Annotated in this window: 24 protein-coding genes; 15 read left to right on the top strand and 9 right to left on the bottom strand. The window is 73.1% G+C overall.

What is annotated here, in order from left to right; all coding sequences use genetic code 11:
- Positions 1–26 precede the first annotated feature (26 nt).
- A complete protein-coding gene (locus AB0A65_RS14355) occupies positions 27–2,834 on the bottom strand; it encodes a BTAD domain-containing putative transcriptional regulator (protein ID WP_359951265.1) in 2,808 nt (935 codons plus the stop codon).
- A 150-nt stretch (positions 2,835–2,984) separates the two neighbouring features.
- Between AB0A65_RS14355 and AB0A65_RS14360 the strand changes: the two genes are divergently transcribed.
- The 10 genes from AB0A65_RS14360 to AB0A65_RS14405 all read left to right on the top strand — a co-directional run bounded on the left by AB0A65_RS14360 (position 2,985) and on the right by AB0A65_RS14405 (position 14,773).
- Entirely contained in the window at positions 2,985–3,638 is a 654-nt protein-coding gene (locus AB0A65_RS14360) for a hypothetical protein (protein ID WP_359951267.1), read from the top strand.
- Between the two features lie 9 nt (positions 3,639–3,647).
- The gene (locus AB0A65_RS14365; protein ID WP_359951269.1) at positions 3,648–4,412 is read left to right on the top strand and encodes a hypothetical protein; all 765 of its coding nucleotides are present in this window, start codon (positions 3,648–3,650) and stop codon (positions 4,410–4,412) included.
- A 256-nt stretch (positions 4,413–4,668) separates the two neighbouring features.
- Positions 4,669–7,419 (top strand): BTAD domain-containing putative transcriptional regulator, encoded by a 2,751-nt coding sequence (locus AB0A65_RS14370; protein WP_359951271.1) that lies wholly within the window; start codon positions 4,669–4,671, stop codon positions 7,417–7,419.
- Between the two features lie 83 nt (positions 7,420–7,502).
- Positions 7,503–7,967: a heme-degrading domain-containing protein gene (locus tag AB0A65_RS14375; protein ID WP_359951273.1), complete on the top strand. Its 465-nt coding sequence runs from the start codon at positions 7,503–7,505 to the stop codon at positions 7,965–7,967.
- Complete coding sequence (locus AB0A65_RS14380; RefSeq protein ID WP_359951275.1) at positions 7,964–8,359, top strand: arsenate reductase ArsC; 396 nt, start codon at positions 7,964–7,966, stop codon at positions 8,357–8,359. Before AB0A65_RS14375 ends, AB0A65_RS14380 begins: the two co-directional genes overlap by 4 nt.
- A 54-nt stretch (positions 8,360–8,413) precedes the next feature.
- The gene (locus AB0A65_RS14385; protein WP_359951277.1) at positions 8,414–9,805 is read left to right on the top strand and encodes a 3' terminal RNA ribose 2'-O-methyltransferase Hen1; all 1,392 of its coding nucleotides are present in this window, start codon (positions 8,414–8,416) and stop codon (positions 9,803–9,805) included.
- Complete coding sequence (locus tag AB0A65_RS14390) at positions 9,798–12,338, top strand: polynucleotide kinase-phosphatase (protein ID WP_359951279.1); 2,541 nt, start codon at positions 9,798–9,800, stop codon at positions 12,336–12,338. The genes AB0A65_RS14385 and AB0A65_RS14390 overlap by 8 nt, the downstream gene beginning before the upstream one ends.
- A gap of 11 nt (positions 12,339–12,349) precedes the next feature.
- The gene (locus AB0A65_RS14395) at positions 12,350–13,150 is read left to right on the top strand and encodes a nucleotidyltransferase domain-containing protein (protein WP_359951281.1); all 801 of its coding nucleotides are present in this window, start codon (positions 12,350–12,352) and stop codon (positions 13,148–13,150) included.
- Entirely contained in the window at positions 13,147–13,794 is a 648-nt protein-coding gene (locus AB0A65_RS14400) for an alpha-ketoglutarate-dependent dioxygenase AlkB (RefSeq protein WP_359951283.1), read from the top strand. The genes AB0A65_RS14395 and AB0A65_RS14400 overlap by 4 nt, the downstream gene beginning before the upstream one ends.
- Positions 13,795–13,870: 76 nt before the next feature.
- A complete protein-coding gene (locus tag AB0A65_RS14405; RefSeq protein WP_359951285.1) occupies positions 13,871–14,773 on the top strand; it encodes an EamA family transporter in 903 nt (300 codons plus the stop codon).
- Here the strand turns inward: AB0A65_RS14405 and AB0A65_RS14410 are convergent.
- Positions 14,770–15,696: an NAD-dependent epimerase/dehydratase family protein gene (locus AB0A65_RS14410; protein WP_359951287.1), complete on the bottom strand. Its 927-nt coding sequence runs from the start codon at positions 15,694–15,696 to the stop codon at positions 14,770–14,772. The two genes, AB0A65_RS14405 and AB0A65_RS14410, sit on opposite strands and share 4 nt — an antisense overlap.
- A gap of 70 nt (positions 15,697–15,766) precedes the next feature.
- Here AB0A65_RS14410 and AB0A65_RS14415 point away from each other — a divergent pair, with 70 nt between their 5' ends.
- A complete protein-coding gene (locus AB0A65_RS14415) occupies positions 15,767–16,675 on the top strand; it encodes a LysR family transcriptional regulator (protein WP_359951289.1) in 909 nt (302 codons plus the stop codon).
- A gap of 14 nt (positions 16,676–16,689) precedes the next feature.
- Here the strand turns inward: AB0A65_RS14415 and AB0A65_RS14420 are convergent, their stop codons facing one another.
- The 4 genes from AB0A65_RS14420 to AB0A65_RS14435 all read right to left on the bottom strand — a co-directional run bounded on the left by AB0A65_RS14420 (position 16,690) and on the right by AB0A65_RS14435 (position 18,377).
- Positions 16,690–17,073, bottom strand: coding sequence for a phage holin family protein (locus AB0A65_RS14420; protein ID WP_359951291.1), 384 nt, complete (start codon positions 17,071–17,073; stop codon positions 16,690–16,692).
- Positions 17,074–17,086: 13 nt separating this feature from the next.
- The gene (locus AB0A65_RS14425) at positions 17,087–17,377 is read right to left on the bottom strand and encodes an SHOCT domain-containing protein (protein ID WP_359951293.1); all 291 of its coding nucleotides are present in this window, start codon (positions 17,375–17,377) and stop codon (positions 17,087–17,089) included.
- A gap of 11 nt (positions 17,378–17,388) precedes the next feature.
- Entirely contained in the window at positions 17,389–17,793 is a 405-nt protein-coding gene (locus AB0A65_RS14430; protein WP_359951295.1) for a DUF6325 family protein, read from the bottom strand.
- Positions 17,794–17,924: 131 nt separating this feature from the next.
- Positions 17,925–18,377 carry a DUF4383 domain-containing protein gene (locus AB0A65_RS14435; RefSeq protein ID WP_359951297.1) on the bottom strand — a complete coding sequence of 151 codons (453 nt, stop codon included), beginning with the start codon at positions 18,375–18,377 and terminating at the stop codon, positions 17,925–17,927.
- Between the two features lie 284 nt (positions 18,378–18,661).
- On the opposite strand from AB0A65_RS14435, the gene AB0A65_RS14440 reads away from it, so the two are divergent.
- Both AB0A65_RS14440 and AB0A65_RS14445 read left to right on the top strand, forming a co-directional pair.
- Positions 18,662–19,498 (top strand): hypothetical protein, encoded by an 837-nt coding sequence (locus AB0A65_RS14440; RefSeq protein WP_359951299.1) that lies wholly within the window; start codon positions 18,662–18,664, stop codon positions 19,496–19,498.
- A 10-nt stretch (positions 19,499–19,508) separates the two neighbouring features.
- The gene (locus AB0A65_RS14445; protein WP_359951301.1) at positions 19,509–19,757 is read left to right on the top strand and encodes a hypothetical protein; all 249 of its coding nucleotides are present in this window, start codon (positions 19,509–19,511) and stop codon (positions 19,755–19,757) included.
- Between the two features lie 53 nt (positions 19,758–19,810).
- Here AB0A65_RS14445 and msrA read toward each other — a convergent pair whose 3' ends face one another.
- From msrA to AB0A65_RS14460, 3 genes are all read right to left on the bottom strand, one after another.
- Positions 19,811–20,365, bottom strand: coding sequence for a peptide-methionine (S)-S-oxide reductase MsrA (gene msrA, locus AB0A65_RS14450; RefSeq protein ID WP_359951303.1), 555 nt, complete (start codon positions 20,363–20,365; stop codon positions 19,811–19,813).
- Positions 20,366–20,501: 136 nt separating this feature from the next.
- Entirely contained in the window at positions 20,502–21,686 is a 1,185-nt protein-coding gene (locus AB0A65_RS14455; protein WP_359951305.1) for an FAD-dependent monooxygenase, read from the bottom strand.
- 17 nt (positions 21,687–21,703) lie between these two features.
- Positions 21,704–22,324, bottom strand: coding sequence for a TetR family transcriptional regulator (locus AB0A65_RS14460; protein WP_359951307.1), 621 nt, complete (start codon positions 22,322–22,324; stop codon positions 21,704–21,706).
- A gap of 117 nt (positions 22,325–22,441) precedes the next feature.
- Between AB0A65_RS14460 and AB0A65_RS14465 the strand changes: the two genes are divergently transcribed.
- Positions 22,442–23,242, top strand: coding sequence for a Nif3-like dinuclear metal center hexameric protein (locus AB0A65_RS14465; protein ID WP_359951604.1), 801 nt, complete (start codon positions 22,442–22,444; stop codon positions 23,240–23,242).
- On the top strand, positions 23,242–24,375 hold the full coding sequence (locus AB0A65_RS14470) for an epoxide hydrolase family protein (protein ID WP_359951309.1): 1,134 nt from the start codon (positions 23,242–23,244) through the stop codon (positions 24,373–24,375). Before AB0A65_RS14465 ends, AB0A65_RS14470 begins: the two co-directional genes overlap by 1 nt.
- Positions 24,376–24,433 lie beyond the last annotated feature (58 nt).

Below are 24,433 nucleotides of genomic sequence, written 5' to 3' on the forward strand. Positions count from 1 at the left end.
CGCGGGGCTGGGGGCCGACGCGGCCCTCAGCCCTCCGGGACGGCCGCGGCGAGGCCGTCGATCTTGGCGCGCAGCGACTTCTCGTCGGCGGGTTCGAGCACGGCGTACGTGTCGAGCGCGTGCCGCCAGCTCTCGCGGGCGGCGGCGCGATCACCCGCCGCGTGGAGGGTGTCGCCGAGTTTCTCGCAGGTCAGGGCCTCGGCTTGATGCGCGCCGAGTGAGCGGTAGATGCCGATGGCGTGCCGGTAGCGCTCGACGGCCTCGGTGTGGTGGCCGAGCATCATGTGGGCGTGGCCGATGCTGTCGGCGGTGTCGGCCTGGCCGATCCGGTCCTCGATACGCTCCATGACGGACATCGCCCGTCCGCAGTAGTGCAGGGCCGCTTCGTGGTCGCCCGACAGACAGTGCCACCAGCCGATCGAGTTGAGCACGTGGGCCTCTCCGGCCTCGTGCCGGGCGGCCCGATACAGGTCGAGCGCGCGCATGCCGCAGGCGATCGCCTCGTCGATCCGGCCGCGGCGGATCCGGATGCGGGCGTGGACGTGCAGCGCGTGCGCCTGCCCGGCCCGGTCGCCGAGCTCCTCGCACAGGGCCAGCGCCTCGTCCGCGTGCGCGCTCGCGTCGTCCGGGTCGCCGAGGTGCGCGAAGTTCTGCGCGAGGATGCTGCACAGCCGCGCGCGGGCGGCCCGGTCGCCGAGCCGCCGGGTCGCGTCGAGTCCGGTCCGCAACAGCGGCGCCAGGCCGTGCCAGCGGGCCCGGTCGATGAGGTCGCGCACCGTCCAGGCCAGCTGCCAGCAGTGCGAGTCGAGGCCCCGGTCCGCCGCATACCCGACGGCCGCGATGAGGGTGGCGTGCTCGGCGGTGAACCAGGCGACGGCGGAGGGGACGTCGGCGATCGGTGCCGGTTCGACTCCCGGTGAGGCCGGAACGAGGTCGATGGCATCACGGGCCGGGGCGACGATCCGCTGGGCGGCATAGGTGGTGTGCAGGTAGAAGTCGAGCACTCGGCGGGCCGCGGCGGCGCGGTCCGCTTGCGGGTCTTCGGCTTCGGCGCACTCGGCGGCGTAGGCGCGGAGCAGGTCGTGGAAGGCGAAGCGCCCCGGCGCCGGTTCGGTGAGCAGGTTGGCGCGGGTCAGCTCGGTGAGCATCCGGGTCGCCCGGCGCGGCGTGGTCCCGGCGGCGGCCGCGGCCGCGGCGGTCGGGAAGTCCGGGCCTGGGTGGAGGCCGAGGAGCCGGAACAGGCGGCCGGTGTCGGGGGTGAGGGCCCGGTAGGACCAGGAGAAGACGGCGCGAAGGTCGGCGGCCTGGTCGGGGTCGGCGAGCGCGTCGAGCCGGTCGCCGGCCCCGCGCATCTCGGCGGCGAGGTCGGCGAGGGGGAAGTGCGGGTCGGCGGAGGCGCGGGCCGCCGCGATGGCGAGCGCGAGGGGGAGCCCTGAGCAGGCGTCCACGATGGCGCGTGCGGCCTCCGGTTCGGCCGCGGTTCGCGGTTCGCGCAGGCGCCGGTCCATGAAGCGCATCGCGTCGGCGTCGTCCAGGATCGGGAGCGGGATCGGCTGGGCGCCATGGGCGATGAGGCCGGAGAGGCGGCTGCGGCTGGTCACGAGGGCCATGCTCTGCGGGGCGCCGGGCAGGAGCGGCAGGACCTGCTGGAAGCTGCGGGCGTTGTCGAGGACGACCAGGACGCGCTTGTCGGCGGTGAGCGTGCGGAAGGCCCCGGCGAGGGCGTCGAGGCCCTCGGGGAGGGTCTCGGGCAGGGCGCCGAGCGCGCGGAGGAACCCGATGAGCGCCTCGGTCGGTTCGGCGGGCGTCCCGGCGGGGTCGAAGCCGCGGAGGTTGACGTAGAGCTGGCCGTCGGGGAAGCGGTCGGCGGCCCGGTGGGCCCATTGGACGGCGAGGGTGGTCTTGCCGATCCCGGCGGTGCCGGTGACCAGGGCGACCGTCGCGGCGTGGGCGTCGCGGTCGCCGGTGCCGCCGGGGAGGAGCGCGTCGAGTTCGGCGGTCTGGGCGGCCCGGCCGGTGAAGTAGGGGGCGGCGGCGGGGAGCTGGCGGGGGACGGCGGGCGCGGCAGTGCGGGGCTGCGGATGGACGGCGCCGGTGAGGATCTCGCGGTGGAGCTCCTCAATGGAGTCCGAGGGCCGGACGCCGAGTTCCTCGTCCAGGATGCGGAAGAGGCGCCGGTAGGCGTCGAGCGCCTCGGCCTGGCGTCCGGCCCGGGAGAGGCCGAGCATGAGGAGGCGCCAGGGTCCTTCGCGCAGGGGGTGCGCGGCGACGAGCGCCTCCAGTTCGGCCAGCGGGGCGGGCGCCGCGGTGTGCTCCATCTCGATGCCGATGCACGCTTCGAGCGCCTCGCCGCGCAGGTCGTCGAGGGTCCGGGCCCGGTCGCGGACGGCCGGGACGTCGAGTCCGTCGAACGCCGGGCCGCGCCACAGCGCGAGCCCTTCGCGGTAGGCGGCTGCCGCGGCCGCGTACTCGGCGTCCTGGAACGCCTTGCGGCCCAGGGAGATGAGGGACGTGAAGCGGTCGGCGTCGACGAGCCCTTCGCGGACCGCGAGCCGGTAGCCGCCGCTGCGGCCCTCGATGGACGCTCCGTCGAGGGGCTCCAGGCGGCGGCGCAGCTGGTAGACGTAGGAGCGGAGGGTGGTGTCGGCGCTCGCGGGCGGGCGACCGGCCCAGAGCTGGTCGATGAGCCGGTCCGACTCGGTGAACCCGTTGGCGTTCAACAGGAGCAGGCCCAGCAGCGCCCGCGGCTTGGCCGCGTGCAGCGGGACGGCGCGGCCCGCGATCTCCAGTTCGAGGGGCCCCAGCACCCGGAAGACCACGGGTCGATCGGACATGGCAGCACGGTATCCCGGCGCACGCGCGGCGCGCGGCCCGGGGAGCGCGGACCCGCTGGTCTGTACGTTTCGTGTACTGCGCGTGTACACCCCGTTCCCTACGCTGGCGGAGGCCGTGTCGCCCCTGGACCGGCCGGAAGGGAATGTCCTATGTCGATACCTTCAGCGAAGCGGCTGGGCGTCAGGGCCGTGTGCCTGGCCGCCGCCGTCTTCACGACCGTGGCGGTCACGGCCGGGGTCGCCTGGGCGGCGTACACCGACAACATGTACCCCACCCAGTACGAGCAGTCCGGGTGCTTCAGCGAGAGCGGCCCCGACGGCCAGGTCTCCTGCCAGACCGACAACGCGACCCTCACGTACTACATGGACAGCGGCGGCTCCAACATGCTGGAGACCGAGGACCGGAACGTCGTCATCAGCGTGATGAACAGCGTGTACGCCCCCACCGACTTCACCGTCTCCCTCGACACGACCCCCGAGTTCTCCGGCAGCGCCGAGACCGACATCGTCTACGAGGAGAGCGCCGTGGGCATGTCCGCGAGCGCCGACGGCGTCACCTTCTGCAACAACGCCGCGTCCACCCTCAAGTGCGACCAGCAGTACATCCGCATCCGCGGCGCGGGCCACTACGTCAAGGGCCTGACCTGCCACGAGACCGGCCACGCCGTGGGCCTGCTCCACGGCAACAAGTCGTCCCCGATGCGGTCCAACTCCGACGAGCTCCTCGGGTGCATGGAGACCCCGACCAGCGACGAAGAGGGCTTGCAGGCCAACAACATCGAGAACATCAACGCCACCTACTGAGGAGGACCCATGCGCATCCGGACCCGCATCGCAGCGGCGGCAGGCGTCATCGCGGCCGCCTCCGCCACCGGCATCGCCGTCGCCGCCCTCGGCGCGCCGGCCGCCGACGAGACCGCACCCGAGACCGAGGAGATCCTGCTCGCGCAGGGCAGCGACCACCTCCCGAGCATCACCGCCGCCGACTGGGTGACCTACGCCGACCATGTGATCGTCGTCGAGGCCGTGGCCGAGGAGGCCGTCGAGCCGGAGGCCGAGGAGCTCGACCGCGGCGAGGGCATCATCGGCCGCACCGTCTCACTCACGATCGAGGACGTCCTGTGGTCGCGGGAGGGCGCCCCGCAGGCGGCCCCCGAGACCTGGGAGTACTCGGCCCTCGGCTGGCACTTCAACGCCGAGGCCGAGGACCCGATCGAGATGGCCCTCGACGGCTTCCCGCGCGTCGAGGTCGGCCACCGGTACGTCATGGCGATCCGCTGGGAGGAGGCCGTGTGCACCGCGGGCGGCGACTACCGCCCGGCCCAGTGGCGCGGTCTCGGCGAGGGCTCCGAGATCCCCTTCGACGACGGCACGCTCGGCAACGGCGAGTCCGAGGGGACCGTCAAGTCCGCAGCGGCCTTCGCGGCTGACGAGGACATCCACGTCGACGAGGGCGTGGAGGAGGTCCTCGCGGGCGAGGGCGCCGACGCGCTCGTCACGGCCCTGGAGGACGCGAAACCTGACGAGGCCGCGCTCTCCGAGGTGCAGTCGCTCGCCGCCGCGGCCTCCTGCGAGTGACGGAAGCGGCTGCCGCTCAACCGGAACCTCCCCAGAACGGCTGCTCGGCCGCCGGCGCCCGGCTCCCATCGCTGCGGGAGCCGGGCGCCGCGTCGCCGCGCCCGCCCGGCCGCGGATATAGTGGCCGCTGCCCCTTTCGGACTCGACGCCGACACCGGAGCCGAGTGCGGGGAGCCGCCGCGGCCGTCGGGCGCGCGGCGAGGACACGCCCCCGCGCGGACCGGACGGGGGCTCGATCCCTTGAGGCTGTGGCCGTATGCGCTTCTCGGTACTCGGTCCGCTCCGGGTCGAGACCGGCGGGCGGACGGTCCCCCTCGGCGGCCCGCGGCAGCGCGCCGTCCTCGCGGCGCTCCTGACCGCCCCGGACGAGCCCGTCAGCCGCGCCCGGATCATGGACCTCGTGTGGGACGACCCGACCCCGTCCGCGGCGGTGAACCTCCGCGGCTACGTCTCCAAACTCCGTGCGGCCCTGCACGATCCCGCCGACCCCGAGCCCCGCATCGTGTGGGACCAGGGCCTGCGGCTGCGAGTCGCGCCCGGCGAACTGGACGTCTGGGAGTTCGACCTGCACGCCGCAGAGGCCCAGCGGATGCGGGACGAAGGACGGCTCGCCGAAGCGGCCGAGGCGTACCGGGCCGCGCTCGCGCTGGTGCGCGCCGACCCGTTCCAGGACATCGAGGGCAGCGGCAGCTTCGAGGAGGTGCGCACCCCGCTGCGGGAGCGGCGCGACCTCGCGTTCGAGCGGTACGCCGCCACCGGGCTCGACCTCGGGCGCCACGCCGAGCTCGTCGGTGAACTGCGCACCTGGCATGCGCGCCAACCGCTCTGGGAGCACCTCGCCGCGCAGCTCATGCTCGCGCTGTTCCGCTCCGGCAGGCGCAGCGAGGCGCTCGCGGTCTTCCAGGAGACCAGCGAGACCCTTGTGGACGAACTCGGGACGGGGCCCGACCGGGAGCTGCGCCTGATGCACCGGCGCATCCTCGCCGACGACCCCGGGCTCCAGCCCACCGCACGCGGGCGGCGCGCCCCGGTCCCCCGCCAGCTCCCCGCCGCCTCGGCGCACTTCACCGGGCGCGCGACGGAACTCGCCGCATTGGACGGTCTGCTCACCGACGGCGGCGAAGCCGTCGCGGTCCTGTCCGGGCCCGGCGGGATCGGCAAGACCGCGCTCGCGCTCCACTGGGCCCACCGCGTCGCCGCGAAGTTCCCCGACGGCCAGATCCACCTGGACCTGCGCGGCTTCGACCCCGCCGCGGGCCCGATGGACCCCGGCGAGGCGCTGCGGGCCGTCCTCGACGCGCACGGCGTCCCCGCCGAGCACCTCCCCGACGGCGCCGACGCGCAGTCCGCGCTCCTGCGCAGCGTCCTCGCCGACAAGCGCGTCCTCATGGTCCTCGACAACGCCCGCGACGCCGCCCAGGTGCGCCCGCTCCTGCCCGGCACCGCCGAGAGCCTCGTGCTCGTCACCAGCCGCAACCGCCTCTCCGCGCTCACCGCCGGCGGCGCCAAGCCCCTCCACCTCACGGTCCTCGACACCGCCGACGCCGAGCGGTTCATACGGCAGCGCCTGCGCGACCGGCGCCCGACCGCCGAACCCGAGGCCCTCGGCCAGATCATCGCCTCGTGCGCCGGACTCCCCCTCGCGCTCGCGGTCGCCGCCGCACGGGCCGTCAACGACCCGGCCTTCCCCCTTGCGGCCCTTGCCGAGGAGCTGCGGCCCGCGGAGCGGCGCCTCGACGCGCTCGCCGACCCCGACGGGAGCACGGACCTCCGCACGGTCTTCGCGTGCTCCTACCGCGACCTCAGTCCCGCTGCGGCGCGGTTGTTCCGGCTCCTCAGCGTCCACCCCGGACCGACGTTCGCGCTCGCGGGTGCCGCGGCCGTCGCGGCCGCCCCGGCCCGCGAGACCCGGCTGCTGCTCACCGAGCTGACCCGCGCGAACCTCCTGAACGAGTCCGGCCCCGGCCGCTTCGGCTTCCACGACCTCACCCGCGCCTACGCGGCCGAGCTCGCCGCGACCGAGCGCCGCGACGCCGTGCGCAGGCTCCTCGACGAGTGCCTGCACACCGCGCACGCCGCGAACCTCCTCCTCGACCCCCACCGCGACCCGCTCGACCTCGTCCCGGCCCTCGATGGGACCGTCACCGCCGTGTTCGCGGACGCCGCCGAGGCCATGGACTGGTTCCACACCGAGAGCGCAGTACTCACGGCCGCAGTCGGTCTCGCCGCCGAGCACGGCTACGACCGGCACTGCTGGCAGCTCGCCTGGACCCTCCGCGACTACCTCGACCGCGGGCGGCGGCACGAACAGGCCGCCGTCTTCGGCATCGCGATCGAGGCCGCCCGCAGGCTCGGCGACGGCCCCGCGCAGGTCAAGACCGGCCGCCTCCTCGCCGAGGCCCTGAGCTGCCTCGGCCGCCACAGCGAGGCCGCCGCGATCCTCGACCGCACGCAGGCGCTGTGCCGCGAGCGCGGCGACCTCCTGGAGCAGGGGCACACCTGGTACGTGCACGCGCGGCTCCTCCACCGGCAGGCCCGGTTCGCCGAGGCCGTGGACAGCGACCTGCGGGCGCTCGACCTGTACCACCGGGTCGGCCACGAGGTCGGGAAGGCCAACGCGCTCAACGCGATCGGCTGGAACCACTCCCTCGCGGGCGACCACGCCCAGGCGATCGGCTACTGCGAGGAGGCCCTGGCCCTCATGCGGACCACCGGCGACCGCCACGGCCAGGCCGCGACCCTCGACAGCCTCGGGCACGCGTTCCGCGGGCTCGGGCGGCACGCGGAGGCCGTCGCGTACTTCCATGCGTCCCTTGACCTCTACCGCGATCTCGGCAACCGCCACGAGGAGGCGTCGACGGTCCTCAAGCTCGCGGACGCCCACCACGAGCACGGCGACCGCGCCGAGGCCCGCCGCACCTGGGAGCGGGGCCTCGCGATCCTCGACGAGCTGAACCACCCCGACGCGCGGGCCGTGCGCGCAAGGATCGCGGCGCTCGACGGCTAGGACGGGCCGCGGGCGGGACCCGGCGGCTACGCTGCTGGGGGACGGCGACCCGGCCGGGGGCCGCGGAGCACTGGGGAGCGTTCATGGCCGATCTGATCACCGCGCTGGAGCAGCAGGAGCGGTACCTCGTCTTCGACCGGTTCGACCACGACGACGCGTGGGCGCTCGGCTCGCTCATCACCGCGGCCGCACGGGACGCCGGGCACGGCGTGGGCATCGACATCCGGCGCCCCGGCCTGATCCTGTTCCGCGCGGCCCTGCCGGGCAGCGGGCCGGACCAGGAGTCGTGGATCGCGCGCAAGTCCGCGGTCGTGCTGCGCATGGAGGCCAGCAGCGCGCTCGTCAACGAGCGCATCAAGGCGAAGGGCGTGGACCCGGGCGCGACCGGCTGGCTCGACCCGGCCGTGTACGCGGTCACGGGCGGCTCGTTCCCGGTGCGGGTGCGCGGCGTCGGCGTGGTCGCTGCCGCCACCGCCTCGGGCCTGTCCTCGATGGACGACCACGAGCTGGTGGTCGCCGGCGTCCGGGCGTTCCTGGAGGCCGCGTGAAACCGGTGGTCCTGTTCGTCTGCGTCCACAACGCGGGCCGCTCCCAGATGGCCGCCGGATGGCTCGCCCACCTCGCCGGGGACCGCATCGAGGTCCGCTCGGCGGGCTCGGCCCCCGCCGCGGACGTCAACCCCGCGGCGGTCGCGGCGATGGCCGAGGTCGGGATCGACATCGCCACCGCGACCCCGAAGCTCCTCACCGCGGACGCGGTCGAGGCCGCCGACGTGTGCGTCACGATGGGCTGCGGCGACGCCTGCCCGGTCTTCCCCGGCAAGCGCTACCTGGACTGGGAGCTCGACGACCCCGCAGGCCGGGACGTTGCGGCGGTCCGCCCTATCCGCGACGACATCCGCGCCCGCGTCGAGGCGCTCATCGCGGAACTGCTCCCCTGACCGGGGTCCGAAACCAGGTCGCGGAGGGTGCGGACCGGGTGGCATGATCGGCGGGTGCTGCTGACGATCACGACCACCGCGAAGCCCGCGACCGACCTGGGACGGCTGCTGCGCAAGCACCCCGACCGGGTCCAGTCCTTCGAGCAGACGTTCGGGACCGCGTGGGTGTGCTATCCGGAGGCGGGCGAGGACCGGTGCACGGCGGCGCTCCTGCTGGAGGTCGACGCCGCGCGCCTGGCGCGCTCGCATTCGCGCGCGTCCGGCGGGGACTCGTTGAGCCGGTACGTGAACGACCGGCCGTACGCGGCCTCGTCGCTGCTGGCCGTGGCCCTCGGGAAGGTCTTCTCCACCGCCAGGACCGGCGTCAGCGAGGAGCGGCCCGAGCTGGCCGCCGCGGCGATGCCCCTGGAGATCGCGCTGCCGGCCGTCCCGTGCAAGGGCGGGCCGCAGCTGGTGCGGGACCTGTTCGAGCCCCTGGGCTGGGAGGTCGGGGCCGACGCGGTGCCGCTGCCGGGCTTCGACGCCGACTCGCGGTACGTGGACGTGCGGCTGCGCGGCGAGGTGCGCCTCTCGGACGCGCTGAGCCAGCTGTACGTGCTGCTGCCGGTCCTCGACGACGCGAAGCACTACTGGGTCGACATCGGCGAGGTCGACAAGCTCGTGCGCTCCGGCGGCGAGTGGCTCGCCGCCCATCCGCGGCGCGGCCTCATCGCCCGCCGGTACCTCGCGCACCGCAGGTCCTACGAGCGAGCCGCGGCCGAGCGCCTCGCCGAGCTCGCCGAAACCGCTGAGACCGAAGAGGACGCGATGGTCGAGGAGGAGGCCGCGGAGGAGACCGAGCGGTCGCTCCCGCTGCACCGCATCAGGATCGGCGCGGTCCTCGAAGCGCTCGGCGACGCCGGCGCAGCCTCCGTCCTCGACCTCGGCTGCGGCTCGGGCAAACTGCTCGCCCAGCTGCTCAAGGACGCGCGGTACACCCGCGTCACCGGCGTCGACGTCTCGTCCCGGGCGCTCGACATGGCCGAGAAGTCGCTCCACCTCGACCGCATGCCCGAGCGCCGCAGGCAGCGCCTCGACCTGCTCCAAGGCTCGGTCGTCTACCGCGACAAGCGGTTCGCCGGATACGACGCGGCCGTCCTCATGGAGGTGATCGAGCACCTCGACCCCGGGCGGCTGCCCGCCATGGAGCGGGTCGTCTTCGCCGAGGCCCGCCCGCGCACCGTGGTCGTGACGACCCCGAACGCCGAGTACAACGCCCGGTACGGCATGGAGGCGCACCAGATGCGCCACGCCGACCACCGCTTCGAGTGGGACCGGGCCCGCTTCGCCGCGTGGGCGCGGGACACCGCCGCCCGCCACGGCTACCGGGTCCGCATCGAGGGGGTCGGCGCCGCCGACCCCGACGCCGGGACCCCGACTCAGATGGGAGTGTTCGACCGTGACTGACGCACCTCCGGTGGTGAGCGTCCCCGAGCTGTCCCTCGTGCTGCTCGTCGGCGTCTCCGGGTCCGGCAAGTCCACCTTCGCCGCCGCGCACTTCAAGCCCACGCAGGTGGTCTCCTCGGACTACTGCCGGGGCCTGGTGGCCGACGACGAGGCCGACCAGGCCGCCACGCCCGAGGCGTTCGCGCTGCTCAACCACATCGTGGGGACGCGGCTGCGGCTCGGCCGGCTCACCGTCGTCGACGCCACGAACGTCCAGAAGGAGGCCCGCGCGCAGCTGGTCAAGCTCGCACGGGAGCACCACGTCCTCGTGGACGCGGTCGTCCTCGACGTCGAACCGTCGGTGGCCGTGGAGCGCAACCGGTCCCGGCCGGACCGGAACTTCGGCGAGGCCGTCGTGCGCCGCCACCACCGCGACCTCAAGCGCAGCCTCACGCACCTGAAGAAGGAGGGCTTCCGGCGCGTCCACCACCTCGCCGGGGCCGAGGCCGTCGCGGCCGCGAAGGTCGTCACCGAGAAGTCCTGGAACGACCGCACGGAGGAGACCGGCCCATTCGATCTGGTCGGCGACGTGCACGGCTGCCGCGCCGAACTCGAAGCGCTGCTTGCGGAACTGGGCTGGGCGATCGAGCGCGACGACCGGGGCCGCGCCGTGGGCGCCGCGCACCCGGAGGGCCGCAAGGCGGTGTTCGTGGGCGACCTGGTCGACCGCGGGCCCGACACGCCGGGCGTGCTGCGCCTGGTCATGGGCATGGTCGAGGCGGGGACGGCGCTGTGCGTGCAGGGCAACCACGAGCACAAGCTCGTGCGGGCCCTCAACGGCCGCAAGGTGACCGTCGCGCACGGCCTGGCCGAGTCGCTGGACCAGCTCGGCGCCGAGGACGAGGCGTTCCGCGAGGAGGCCCGCGCGTTCATGGACGGGCTGCGGGCGCACCTCCTTCTCGACGGCGGGAACCTCGTCGTCGCGCACGCGGGCCTCAAGGAGGAGTTCCACGGCCGCGCCTCGGGCGCGGTGCGCTCGTTCGCGCTGTACGGCGACACCACCGGCGAGACCGACGAGTTCGGGCTGCCGGTGCGCCTGCCGTGGGCCGAGGAGTACCGCGGCGCGGCCGCGGTCGTCTACGGCCACACGCCCACCGTCGATCCCCAGTGGATCAACAACACGATCTGCCTCGACACCGGCGCCTGCTTCGGCGGGAAGCTCACCGCGCTGCGCTACCCCGAGCGGGAGCTCGTCGCGGTCGACGCCGAGCGCGAGTGGTACGAGCCGGTCCGCCCGCTCGTCCCCGCCGTGGTCGAGCGGGACGCGGCGACGCTCGACATCACCGACGTCACCGGCGACCGGCACCTGGAGACCGGCCTCGTCGGCACGGTGAAGGTGCGGGCCGAGAACGCGGCGGCGGCACTGGAGGTCATGAGCCGCTTCGCGGACGACCCGCGGCGACTGCTGTACCTGCCGCCGACCATGGCCCCCGTCGACACCTCCGATGCGGACGGCTACCTGGAGCACCCGGCGCAGGCGTTCGCGCAGTACCGCGGCCGCGCCGAGCGGGTGGTGTGCCAGGAGAAGCACATGGGCTCGCGGGCCGTCGCGCTCGTGTGCCGCGACGCCGCGACCGCGAAACGCCGCTTCGGAATCGACGCGGCGCCCTGGGGCGCGCTCCTCACGCGGACCGGGCGCGCGTTCTTCCAGGACGACGTGCTCACCAATGAACTTCTCGACCGCGTCGCGGCCGCCGCTTCGGCCGCGGGCCTGTGGGAGCGCCTCGACACCGACTGGATGCTCCTCGACTGCGAGCTGCTCCCCTGGTCGGCGAAGGCCCGCGACCTCATCGCGGACCAGTTCGCGGGCGTCGCGGCCGCGGGCCTCGCCGCGCTCCCGGCCGCCTCGGCGGTCCTGGACGCCGCGGCGGCACGGGGTCTCGACGTGGCCGCCCTGGCCGGGCGGACCGCCGCGCGCCACGCCAACATGGAGGCGTTCGCGGAGGCGTACCAGCGGTACTGCTGGCCCACAGAGGGACTCGACGGCGTGCGGCTCGCGCCGTTCCAGGTCCTCGCGACCGAGGGCCGCAACCTCGCCGACCACCGGCACGACCGGCACCTGGAGGTCATCGACGCGCTCAACGCCGCCGACGCCTCGGGGCTGCTGCTGGAGACGCGGCGGCGGTTCGTCACGCTCGGCACCGCCGACGAGGACGAGGCGACGCAGTGGTGGCTCGACCTGTGCGCCGCCGGCGGCGAGGGCATGGTCGTCAAGCCCGTCTTGGAGGACCGCCCGAAACTGCAACCGGGCCTGAAGGTCCGCGGCCGCGAGTACCTGCGGATCATCTACGGCGCCGACTACACCGATCCCGAGCGACTCGCGGACCTGCGCCAGCGCCGCCTGCACCACAAGCGGTCCCAGGCGCTGCGCGAGTACGCCCTCGGCGTCGAGGCGCTCGACCTCGTCGCCAAGAACGCTCCATTGTGGCAGATCCACCAGTACGTGTTCGCGATCCTCGCCCTCGAATCCGAGCCGGTCGACCCGCGGCTGTGAACGGAGACGACGTGACCACCGAGCACGAGACCGCCGACCCCGGCACCACCGCCCGCGCCAACGAGATCCTGCGGACCGAGGCGGGCTCGGGCGTCCACGGCCTCGCCATCGCGGGCGTGAGCGACCACGACGAGGCGGGCGTCTTCATCGAGCCCGCCGAGCACGTCTTCGGCCTGGCCGGGGCCCTCGACCACCACGCGTGGCGCGACCGCCCCGAGGGCGCCCGCTCCCAGGCCGGGGACCGCGAGTGCACGCTCTACTCGCTGCGCAAGTTCCTGCGCCTCGCCGTCGCGGGCAACCCGAACCTGCTGCTGGTACTCAACGCGCCCAAGGAGTCCGTGTACCACTCGACGCCCCTCGGCGACGAGCTGCGCGCCCTCGGCCCGGCGTTCCTCTCCCGGCACGCCGCCCGCCGCTGCATCGGGTACCTCGACGGCCAGGTCGCCATGCTGCTGGGCCGCGGCCGCCAGAAGGACATGCCGAAGCGCCCCGAACTCGTTGCGGCACACGGCTACGACACCAAGTTCGCGTCACACGCCCTCCGCCTCGGCCTCCAGGGCCTGGAGATGACCGAGCACGCCCGCCTGACCCTCCCCATGCCCGCCGACCAGCGCGAACGCGTGCTCGCCGTCAAGTCCGGCCGCGTCCCCGAACTCGACACCGTCCTCACCGAGATCACCGCCGCCCGCGACCGCATCGAGACCCTCCTCGACACCGGCCGGACCCCGCTCCCCGCCGACCCCGACACGGACCGCATCTCGGCCTGGTCGGTCGAGGCCCACCAGCGCCACTGGGCCGCGGCGGCCCCGTGAGCGACGAGCTGTTCCCCAGGACCCGCACCGAGGTCGCGCCCGGTGCGGTCCTGGTGCCGGACTGGCTCGGCGCCGACCGCCAGCGCGACCTCGTCGCCGCCTGCCGCGACTGGGCGCGCGGCCCGGCGGGGATGCGCACGGTCCGCACGCCCGGCGGCGGCACGATGACCGCCAAGCAGGTCTGCCTCGGCTGGCACTGGCGCCCGTACGCGTACTCGCGGACCACCGACGACGGCGCGCCAGTCAAGCCGTTCCCGCCCGAGCTCGGCGCCCTCGCCCGCCGCGCGCTCGACGCGGCGTACGGCGAGCCGCCGGGCGCGGAGTACGACATGGCGCTCGTCAACTTCTACGACGCCGACGCACACATGGGAATGCACCAGGACCGCGAGGAGCGCTCGGATGCGCCGGTGGTCTCGCTGAGCCTCGGCGACACGTGCGTCTTCCGGTTCGGGAACACCGAGATGCGCTCGCGGCCCTACACCGACCTGGAGCTGCGCAGCGGCGACCTGTTCGTGTTCGGCGGGCCCTCGCGCCTCGCGTTCCACGGCGTCCCGCGCGTCCTCCCGGGCACCGCCCCTTCCGGGCTCGGGCTCACCGGGCGGCTCAACCTGACGCTCCGCGCGAGCGGCCTCGGTTCCACCTGACGGGACCGGCGGCCCCCGGTAAAGGTCACGTCCTATTGCGTTTGCCGCGGGCGTCCGGCGCGGTCATCATGGACCAATGCCCGTCCGCCATGTACTGCTCGCCATGGCCGTCGCCGTGATGTGGGGCCTCAACTTCATCGCGATCGACGCCTCGCTCCAGCACTTCCCGCCGATGTTCCTCGTCGCGCTCCGCTTCGCGCTCATCGCGATCCCCACGCTCCTGCTGGTCAAACGCCCCGACGTCCCGCTGCGCTGGCTCATCGGGTACGGCCTCGGCTTCGGCACCCTCCAGTTCCTGTTCCTGTACTGGGGCATGGCCGCCGGGATGCCCACCGGCCTGGCGTCCCTCGTCCTCCAGGCGTCCGGGCCGTTCACGATGCTCCTGGGCGCGACGTTCCTGCGCGAGCGCGTCTCCGGCCCCCAGCTCATCGGCATCCTCGTCGCGGTCGGCGGCCTCGCCGTCGTCGGCTGGCAGCGCGCCGAGCACGCCAGCGTCATCCCGTTCCTCCTCACCCTCGCCGGGGCCCTCGGCTGGGCGATCGGCAACATCTCCAACCGTCAGGCGCGGGCCGCGAACCCGCTGCACCTGACGCTGTGGATGTCCGTGGTCCCGCCCCTGCCGATGCTCGCGCTCGCGCTGGTCTGGGAGGGCCCTTCGCGGATCGCAGTTTCCCTCACCGACTTCAGCGACCCGGGCGCCCTGGCGGCCGTGCTCGGCCTGCTCTACACCGTGCTCATCGGCACGATCCTCGGCTCCGGCCTGTGGACCTGGCTCATGTCCCGCCACCCTGCGGGCGTCGTCGCCCCGTTCTCCATGCTCGTCCCGGTCACCGGCATGACCGCGGCCTGGCTCATCCTCGGCGAGACCGTCACCCTCCCCGAAGCCCTCGGCGGCATCCTCGTCGTCGGCGGCGTCCTCCTCGGCAGCATCAGAACCCGCAAGCCGGCACTCCCCCTCCCCGAACCCGCCCCCGCCTAGACCGCTTCGGAGGCCGGAGTCTTGAGGGCCTCGGCGATGACCTCGGGGAGCCAGGTTCGGGTTTCGCTGAAGCGGAAGCCGAGGGTGGTGGCGCGGTGGGTGTCCATGGCGTAGTAGCGGTCGAAGGCGTACGGGGAGGGGTCAGGGGTGTCGGTCGCGGTGAGGTGCGGGGTGCCGGTGCCGGCGGCTTCGATCGCCGCGCAGAGGTCCGTGACGTCGAGTTCGCCGGTGGAGGCCGCGTTGAGGGGTCCGGTGAAGGATTCCGTTGCGGCCCAGTGGAGGACCTCGGCGATCTCGTGGTGGTGGATGAAGGACGCAGGGCGGTTGACCGGGTGGACGGCAATCGGCGTTCCGGCGGCGGTGCGGTCGAGGTAGTGGGCGAGGCGGCCGGTGAAGTCGGTGCCGCCGAGGACGTGGGCGCAGCGCACGGAGGCGAAGTCGAACGCCGCGCGTGAGAGCACGGCTTCGGCCTGGCGTTTGCCCTCGCCGTAGTGGGCGTCCGCGAAGGCCGGGTCGGTCCACGGCAGCGCGGGGTCGACGGGCCAGTCGGCGGGGTCGACCGCGGTTTCGGGGACCGGCGAACCGGGCGGGCGCTCGGCGATCCGGGAGGAGCTGCGCGGGTCGTACACCTCGACCGTGGAGGTCATCAGGTACCGCGAGGTGCGCCCCTCGAAGACACGACGTGCGACGGCGGCCTGGAGCGGCGTGTAGCAGACCTGGTCGATGACGACGTCGAAGCGCCGCGACCCCAGCGCCGCGCGCAGGGCCCGCTCCTCGTCGCGGTCGGCGATCACGTGGGCCGCGCCCGGCGGCGCGGGTACGGAGCCGCGGTTGACGACGGTCACCGCGTGGCCGTCGCCGAGCAGGAGTTCCACGAGGCGGCGGCCGAAGTAGCGGCTGCCGCCGATGATGCACATGTCCATGACGCCAGCCTCCCTTGCTACGGTCCCAAGCGGAAGTGCCGATCTGGTCGGCACGTCGTAAGGAGAACTGATGATCGAGGTGCACCGGCTGCGCGTCCTCCGCGAGGTCGCCCGGCACGGCAGCTTCAACAAGGCGGCCGCGGCCCTGCTCTGCACGCCTTCCGCCGTGTCCCAGCAGATCGCCGCCCTTGAGCGCACCCTCGGCGCGGACGTCGTCAGCCGCAGCACCCGCGGCGTCCGCCTCACCGAGCCCGGCCGGCTCCTGGTCGAGTCAGCAGACGCCATCACCGCCGAACTCCAGCACGTGCAGCGCCAGATCGCCGACCTCGCAACGGGCGCCGACAAGCTCACGATCGCCACGTTCACCAGCGGCGGCCGCCGCCTGCTCCCTGCCGCGCTGCGGGAGCTGTGCGCCGGGTTCCCCGACCTGGACGTGACGATCCTCCAGCACGAACCCGAGGACGCCCTGCCGCTCGTGCGCGCGGGCCAGGCCGACCTCGCCCTGGCCTACCACTTCGACGGCCCGCCCCCGGCGCGCCCGGGCGACCGCGGCGGCCTCGATTGGACCCCGCTCACGCACGACCCGCTCCGGCTCGTACTCCCCCGCACCCACCGGCTCGGCGACGCGCCCGAGATCCACCTCGCCGACCTCGCAGAGGAGCGGTGGGTCCTCGGCTGCCTCAAGACCGCCGACCACCTGCGCGGCCTCGCCGCTATGGCCGGGTTCGAGCCGCGGATCTCATGCAGCGCCACGGACTACTTCTTCGCCGCGTCCCTGGTGGACGCGGGCGTCGGCATCGCAATGCTCCCGGAACTCGCGCTCGACCAGCTCCCGCCCGGCCTCACCGCGGTCCCGCTCGCTCCGCCGACGGCCTCACGGCACGTCGGCATCGCGGTCGCCCGGCGCCGCATCCCGGCCGTGCAGCCGTACCTCGACCTGCTGGTGACGTCCCTGCAATCGGCCGCCGAGCGGCTCTGACCCCGGGCCGCCCGCTAGGACGACGGCGTGCGGTCGGGAACGGCGAGGCCGACGATCCAGGAGACGACGCCGACGAAGATCGCGCCCCAGAACGCGGGCCAGAATCCGTCGATGCTGAACGGCAGGCCCAGCAGGCCCGCGATCCACTCCGTCAGCAGGAACAGCAGCGCGTTCACCACGAGCGCGGCCAGGCCGAGCGTCACCCAGTAGACGCACCCGCCGGCGCGGCGGAACAGCGGCTTGAGCGTGGCGTTGACCAGGCCGAAGACGAGCGCGACCCCGATAAGGGTGAGCGTGTTGCGCACCGGGCCCGAGGCGTCGACGTGGATGCCGTCGATCAGGAGCGCGGCCAGCGCGAGGGCGGCCGCGGTGATGAGCGTGCGGATCAGGAAGCGCATGGCGGCCTCCCGTTCAGGCCAGGAGCTTGGCTTTGGCGGCGGCGAACTCGGCGTCGTTCAGGACGCCGCTCGCGTGCAGCTGGCCGAGGCGGTCGAGCTGCGCGAGCATGTCGTCCCCGCCTCCGGACGGGGCCGGTGCGGGCGCGGCCTGCTGCTGCCGGTACGCCTGCGCGTCGGCCTGGGTCTGGGCGCGACCGGACGCGGCGCGTTCCATGGAGCGGTTGACGGCTCCGGCGGTCCCGGCGATGACGGCGGTGCGCGCCATCGTGCCGAGCAGGCCGGGGCGTCCGATACGTCGTGGCATGGCGTGGCTCCTCAGGTCGCGGCGAGTGCGGTCAGGGCGGCGGCGGGGACGCGTTCCCAGTCGACCAGGCGCCCTCCCCTGCTCTGGATCGACGCGGCCAGCGCGCCCGCCCAGGTGTGCTCGAAGACGAGCATGCCGATCGCGGTGCCCGGCTGGAGCTCTTCGGCGACGGCTTCGGCGTCTTCCGCGGCGAGCAGCCCGGCCGGTTCGCCGACGATGGCCGCGAGGCGCTCGTCGGCGCTGGCGGCCTCGGCCCACTCGACCGACCCGTCGCCGCCGCGGCTGACCAGCAGCGCGTCGAGGACGGTGATCGTCCCGGCGGCGATGAGCGATTCGAGCTCGGCGAGGATGCCGCCGTCGAACCGTCCTCCGGAGAACTCGACGAGGACGAGGTCCACCGGTCCCTTGCCTTCCATGTCCGCCTCCCCGGACGGGCCGCACCCGGGCCCGGTCCTGGCTGGACGCTACCCCGCCGCCCGCCCCCGGACGCCGGTTTCAGGCGAACGCCCGGGGGACGCGGGGCGGACGGGGCGGACGGCGGACGCGTTCAGGCGGCGGCGCGGCGCTGCTGGCGCGAGAAGAGGAAGCCGAGGGCGAGCATGCCGATGGCGAGGCCGAGGTGGAGCCAGTTGTCGGCGTCGTTCACGGGCACGAAGTTCGCCATGGAGTCCAGGTCGATGACCAGCCCGTACAGCCAGAGCACGAAGTAGATCGCCCCGCCGGTGAGCAGGTAGGTGACCGCGGCCCCGGCGGTGCGGACCATGAGGAACCCGACGACGCCGAACAGCACGTGCACGAGGTTGTGCAGGACCGACACCTCGAAGATCCCGAGGAGCGCCGCGCCCGAGTGGTGACCGGCGAAGGTCAGCTGGTCGAGGCCGGTGGTGATCCCGGGGACGAACCCGAGGACACCGACGAGGAGGAAGACGGACGCGATCACCATCGTCACGGTCTGCACCGGTGCGCGGCGGGTGCTGACCTGGGCATGTGAGGAGGACATGAGAAGCTCCCTTGTCGTAATGCGAGTCGATACACGGGGTATTCGTCGCCGTGATCGCACCGGATGGGTCGGCGTCCGAAGATTTCTCAGCAGCCCGACGACCCGCACTTCCCACAACACCTACTCGACCCCTCCGACCCCAGGCGCAACTGGAGTGTCTGATGTCAACCCTGTTGCAGCGGAACGCATCCGGTCGTCCGTTTACTGGGGTTCCCGTGCGCTATGGTGACTTTGCTTCATATTCGGAGCGGCGGACTCCAGGAAGAAGACGAACGCGGTGCTGAATGGGTAGCTCTAGTTCCAAGCCGAGCGGGAACGCCGGCGGCAAAGCGGCCGGCACGATAGTCAACCGGGTCCTCAGGCTGCCCAGCTCGTTCCGGAAGGCCCTGAGCCGCAAGAAGAAGCCGGGCGACGCGGTGACCACTCCCGACCCCAAGCCGGACGTCCCGACGCCGGACGCGCCCAAGGGCTGGACGCACCCCAAGCACCCCGACGTGAAGCTCAGCCCCGAGGACAACGCCGCGGTCGACCGCTTCCTGGAACGCTCCCGCCTCGCCGAATCCAAGATCACGCCCGAAATGGACAAGATCGCCGACAAGACCGGCTCGGACCTCATCGGGCGCGACCACCGGCTCAAGACCGAGGACTCCCTCAAAGAGAAGATCGCGAGGATCCAGCGGCGCAACCCCGACGCGACCGCCGACGACGCCATCGCGGACATCAACGACTCCGTCAGGTACACGATGGGCCACCCCGAGGACAAGTACACCGACGGCGTGAAGGAAGCCCAGAAGACCCTGAAGGAAGCCGGATTCGAGCCGGATCCCAAGCAGTACAAGTACAAGTGGAACCAGGACGGCAAGTACCAGGGCATCAACACCACCTGGCGGGACCCCGAGACCGGCACCCAGTTCGAGGTCCAGCACCACACCGACCGGAGCTTCTGGGCCAAGGACGAGGGCACCCACGATCTGTACGATCAGATGAAGGTCCTCGACGACGGGGACCCGCGGAAGGCGGCCCTCGACGCGGAGCAGAAGAAGATCTTCAACGAAGTGCCGCATCCGAACAACGTGCAGGACCTGAAGACGTTCGATGGGAGTTTCGGTGGAGGATCTTAGGTACTACGTGATGACCAATCACCGCTGGCCGAGGTCCAACCCCGCCGGATTCCTCCGCAAGTACCGCGACGGCGGCAGGACCCAGAGCGAGGAGTACGACTTCCACAACTCCGCCTGGGAGCGCACCACCTTCTTCCTCGACCACGACCGCGGCCACATCGACTACGACTACGAAGAAGTCCCCGCCGCCGAAGCCGAAGCCCTCATCCAGGAAAAACACCGCCGCAAGGCCGAACGAGACCTCCAGCAGGGCGCATGACCCGCTGGTGGACGCCGGCCGCTTGACGGCGAACGTCCCCGGGCCGCTGCCGCTCAGTCGGTGGTGGTGGCGCGGGCGGGGAGGACCCAGCCGGGGCGCGGGAAGTGGCAGGTGTAGCCGCTCGGGTAGTTGACCAGGTAGTCCTGGTGCTCGGGCTCGGCCTCCCAGAACGGGCCGGCCGGCTCGATCGTGGTGACGGCCTGGCCCGGCCACAGGCCCGAGGCGTCGACGTCACTGATCGTGTCGCGCGCGATGCGCTCCTGCTCGGGGCTGAGCGGGAAGATCGCCGACCGGTAGCTGGTGCCGCGGTCATTGCCCTGGCGGTTCAGCGTGGTCGGGTCGTGGATCTGGAAGTAGAACGCCAGGACGTCCCGGTATGTGGTCTGCGCCGGGTCGAAGACGATCTCGACCGCCTCGGCGTGGCCGGGGTGCTTGCGGTAGGTCGCGTGGTCGTTCGTGCCCCCGGTGTAGCCGACGCGGGTGGCGAGCACGCCCGGCTGGCGGCGGATGAGGTCCTCCATGCCCCAGAAGCAGCCGCCGGCGAGGACGGCCGTCTCGGTGCCCGGCTGGCGGGTGATGGCTCCGGTGTCGGTGATGCCGCTGGTCATGGCTGGCGCTCCTTCGTACTGGTCCGGGCGCCTCGACAGGCGCTCACTGGGCACAACACGCCCAGGGTCGGATTTGGTCCCGGCCCCTCGAACACCTCCTGTGACTGCTGTCGCAATTCACGTCATCTGGGCGGGTTCAGCGGGCGTCGAGCGCGATCGCTTCGGACGCCTTCGCGAGCTTGGTGTCGAACCGGCCGAGGAAGGCGAGCAGCGGACCGGCCTTGAGCATGCCGTCGCGGGCGGCGATGCCGAAGGCGGTGCGCGGGGCGAGGAACGCGAGCCCGGGCGCCGCGATGGCCTGGTTGGCGGCGACGAAGGGCCGCATGCGCCGCTCATAGGCGGCGAGCGCGGGTTCGACGGCGTCGTGGCGCGCGAGTTCGTCCGCGAGCACGTACGCGCCGACGAGGGCGAGGCTGGTGCCCTGCCCGGACATGGGCGACGGGCAGTACCCGGCGTCGCCGAGGAGCACGACGCGGCCGCGGTGCCAGGCGTCCATGTCGATCTGGGTGACCGAGTCGAAGTAGAAGTCCGGGGACCCCTCCATGTCGGACAGGATCCGGTCGGTCTCCCATCCCATGCCGTCGAAGACGTCCCGGAGGTGCCGCCGCTGCTCCGCGGGCGGGCGGCGGTCGATGTCGCTCTCGGTCGGGCGGCGGTGCAGCAGCAGCGCCTTGGCGCCTTCGGCCCGGTGGGTCCGGTAGAGGGCGGCGAGGCGGCCGGGCCGGTTGAAGAGGCGGACCTCGTCGCCGAGGCCGAGGTGGTCGCCGACGGTCGCGATGCTGACGTGGGCGCCCAGGAAGCGGCGGAAGGGCGGCTCGGGGCCGAAGGCGAGCGCCCGGGTGTTCGAGTGGAGCCCGTCGGCGCCGACGACGAGGTCGAAGCCTTCGGCCTGGGCCCCTTGGAAGGAGGCGACGACGCCGTCGTCCCGCTGGCGCAGCTCGGTGATCGTGTCCCCGTACCGGAACTCGGCGCCGGGGGCGGCGTCGTGGAGCAGGCCCACGAGGTCGCCGCGGAGGATCTCCAGCGAGCGGTCCTCGGGCGCGACCAGGCCGGTGCCGAACCGGGCGCGGATCCGGCCGCGGGCGTCGACGGTGGAGACGTGCTCGATGCCGGTGGCTGCGGCGCGGACGCCTTCGAGCACGCCCATCCGCTCGGCCACGTCGATCGCCTTGCCGCGCAAGTCGATCGCGTAGCCGCCGGTGCGGCGGGCGGGGGCCTTCTCGACGAGGACGGCGCGGATGCCGTGGTGCCCGAGCCAGTGAGCGAGTGCGGGTCCGGCGATGCTCGCGCCGGAGATGAGGACGTTGCGTACTGCGGTCATGGAGGGGTCGCTCGCTTTCAGTCGGTGTCGGTGAAGCCTTGCGCGAGAAGGGTCAGCGCCCGGTCCACGAAGGGGAGCGGGTTCGCGTCGAAGTCGGTGAGGTGCCAGTGCCGGAGGGCGCCGAGGAAGGCGCCGACGAAGGCGTGCACGAAGACCTGGGTGTCGAGGCGGTCCCCTGCATCGGGTGCGACGGCGGCCGCGATGGCGCGCGACTTCTCGTAGGAGTGGAGGGTGAACGCGGCCTCGACCGCCGGGACGCGGTAGATGAGCGCGACCCGCCGCCGGATCAGCCGCAGGTCGGCGTCGCTCATGGCCGCGAAGCCCGCACGGACGGCCGCACGGAGGGCGTCGACCGGGTCGGCCGCGGCGAACTGCGGGGTGAGCGGGCTCGAAGCGTGCTCGTCCGCCTCGTCCCAGATGACGAGCATCTCCTTCGCCCCGAAGTAGCGGTACACGGTCCGCGGCGCGACCTCGGCGGCCGCGGCCACCGCCTCGATCGCGACCGCATCGAAGCCGTGCTCCTCGAACAGGCCGAGCGCCGCCTCCTGGATGCGGTGCATCGCGGCGAGCTTCTTGCGCGCCTGGAGACCCGGCGTTCCGGCCGGGGCCGCCGACGGGGCGGGGGGATCGGTGTCCATAAACTCATTATAGGCAGTCACTGCCAGATGGCAGCGACTGCCCTCTTGATCATGGAGTGACCAGGGCGCCGAGACTCGGGCCGCGGAGTCGAGGGCGGATAGAGTTCGGGTGTGGCGATGACAGCTCAGGACGTGGTGGACCTCCTCGACAGGCACCTGGACGTGCCCCGACGCGAGTCCACTGTCGACGAGTACCTTGCGGGCGGGCCGGACCAGGAGGTCCACGGCGTCGCGTTCACGATGATGGCGACCCTCGACGTGCTCCAGCGCGCGGTCGCGCAGGGACTCGACCTGGTGATCACGCACGAGCCGCTGTACTTCAACCACCGCGAGGAATGGACCGCGATGCTCGCGGCCGAGGACGACCCGGTCCACCGCGCGAAGTCCGATTTCATTGCGCGGCATCGGCTGGTGGTACGCCGCCTCCATGACGCGGTGCACGACACGCGCCCCGACCGGATCGTCAACGGCGCGGCGCATGCCTTGGGCTGGAAGGGCTTCGAGCGCGCCGACCTGCCGACGGTCTTCGACATCCCGGCCACGACCCTCGGCCGGCTCGCCGAGCACACCGCGCAGGCGCTCGGCGCCGGCGCCCTCCGCTACATCGGCGACCCCGACCTGCCGGTCTCGGCCGCCGGAATCCAGCCCGGTTTCTGGGGCTTCGAGAAGAACCGCGCCGTGCTCGCCCGCCCCGATGTCGACGTGCTCCTCATCGGCGAGTCGAACGAGTGGGAGACCGCCGCATACGCCGCCGACGCCGTCAGCGCCGGCCTCGCCAAGGGGCTCATTGTCATCGGGCACGTGCCCTCCGAGCAGGAGGGCATGTCCGAGACGGCCGACCGCCTCGCGGAGCTCCTCCCCGACCTCCCCGTCGCCTTCGTCCCGACCGCCGACCCGTTCCGCACCGGGACCGCCTGATGGACGATCCTGGGAAGCTGATCGCGGTGAGCGATGCCGATCTGGCGGACCTGCGGGCGCGGCTGCGCGCCACCCGGTGGCCGACCGCGTGGCCGCTCGACGGATGGGCGGCGGGCACCGATGCCGCGGTACTGCGTCGGCTGGTGGAGTACTGGGCCGACGGCTACGACTGGCGCGTCCACGAGGCGGAGCTGAACGCCCTGCCCTCGCATCACGCCGACATCGACGGCACTCCCGTCCACTACCTGCGGTTCGAGGGCGAGCGTCCGGGTGCGCTGCCGCTCATCGCGACCCATGGTTGGCCCAGCTCGTTCCTGGAGCTGGCGGGCATGGCCCGGCGCCTGTCCGAACCGTCGCGGTACGGGGGCGATGCCGCCGACGCCTTCACCGTCATCGTCCCGTCCCTGCCGGGGTTCGGCCTGTCGCCGCAGCGCCCGTCGCTGCCGCCGGTGCTCCAGACCCATGAGATCTGGCATCGCCTCATGCGCGGTGAGCTCGGCTTCGACCGCTACGGCGCCCACGGCGGCGACCTCGGCGCGGGCATCACCTCCCGCCTGGGCGAGGCCCACCCGGAGTCCGTCCTCGGCATCCACCTCCTGGCCGTCGCCGCTCCGGCCGCGTACGACCCGGCGGGCCTCAGCCCCGAGGAGGGGGCTTATCTCGACGAGGCGGCCGCGTGGAATGCGGAGGAGGGCGGGTACCAGCACCAGCAGAACACCCGGCCCCTCACGTTGGCCTTCGCCTTGTCGGACTCGCCCGCCGGGCTCCTGTCCTGGCTGGTCGAGAAGTACCGGGCCTGGAGCGACTCCGGCGGCGACCTGGCCGCCCGCTTCTCCGACGACTTCGTCCTGACCCAGGCGTCGCTGTACTGGTTCACCCGCACCATCGCGACCTCGTTCCGGCCCTACTACGAGTACGCGCAGGGTCTGACCCGGCGCGTCGAGCGGGTCGAGGTGCCCACCGGCGTCGCCGTGTTCCCCGCCGACCTCACGCACCCGCCGCGGGCCTGGGCTGAGCGGACCTACAACGTCACCCGGTACACGCGGATGCCCCGCGGCGGACACTTCGCCGCCCACGAGGAACCCGCCCTCCTCGCCGACGACATCACCGAGTTCTTCCGCCCCCTCCGGTGACCGCCGCGGTCACGGAGCCGGCGGTCATTCGATAAGCGGTTGCCCTGCACGCCAAGGA

The sequence above is a fragment of the Glycomyces sp. NPDC047010 genome, assembly GCF_040644205.1.
Lineage (GTDB): Bacteria > Actinomycetota > Actinomycetes > Mycobacteriales > Micromonosporaceae > Glycomyces.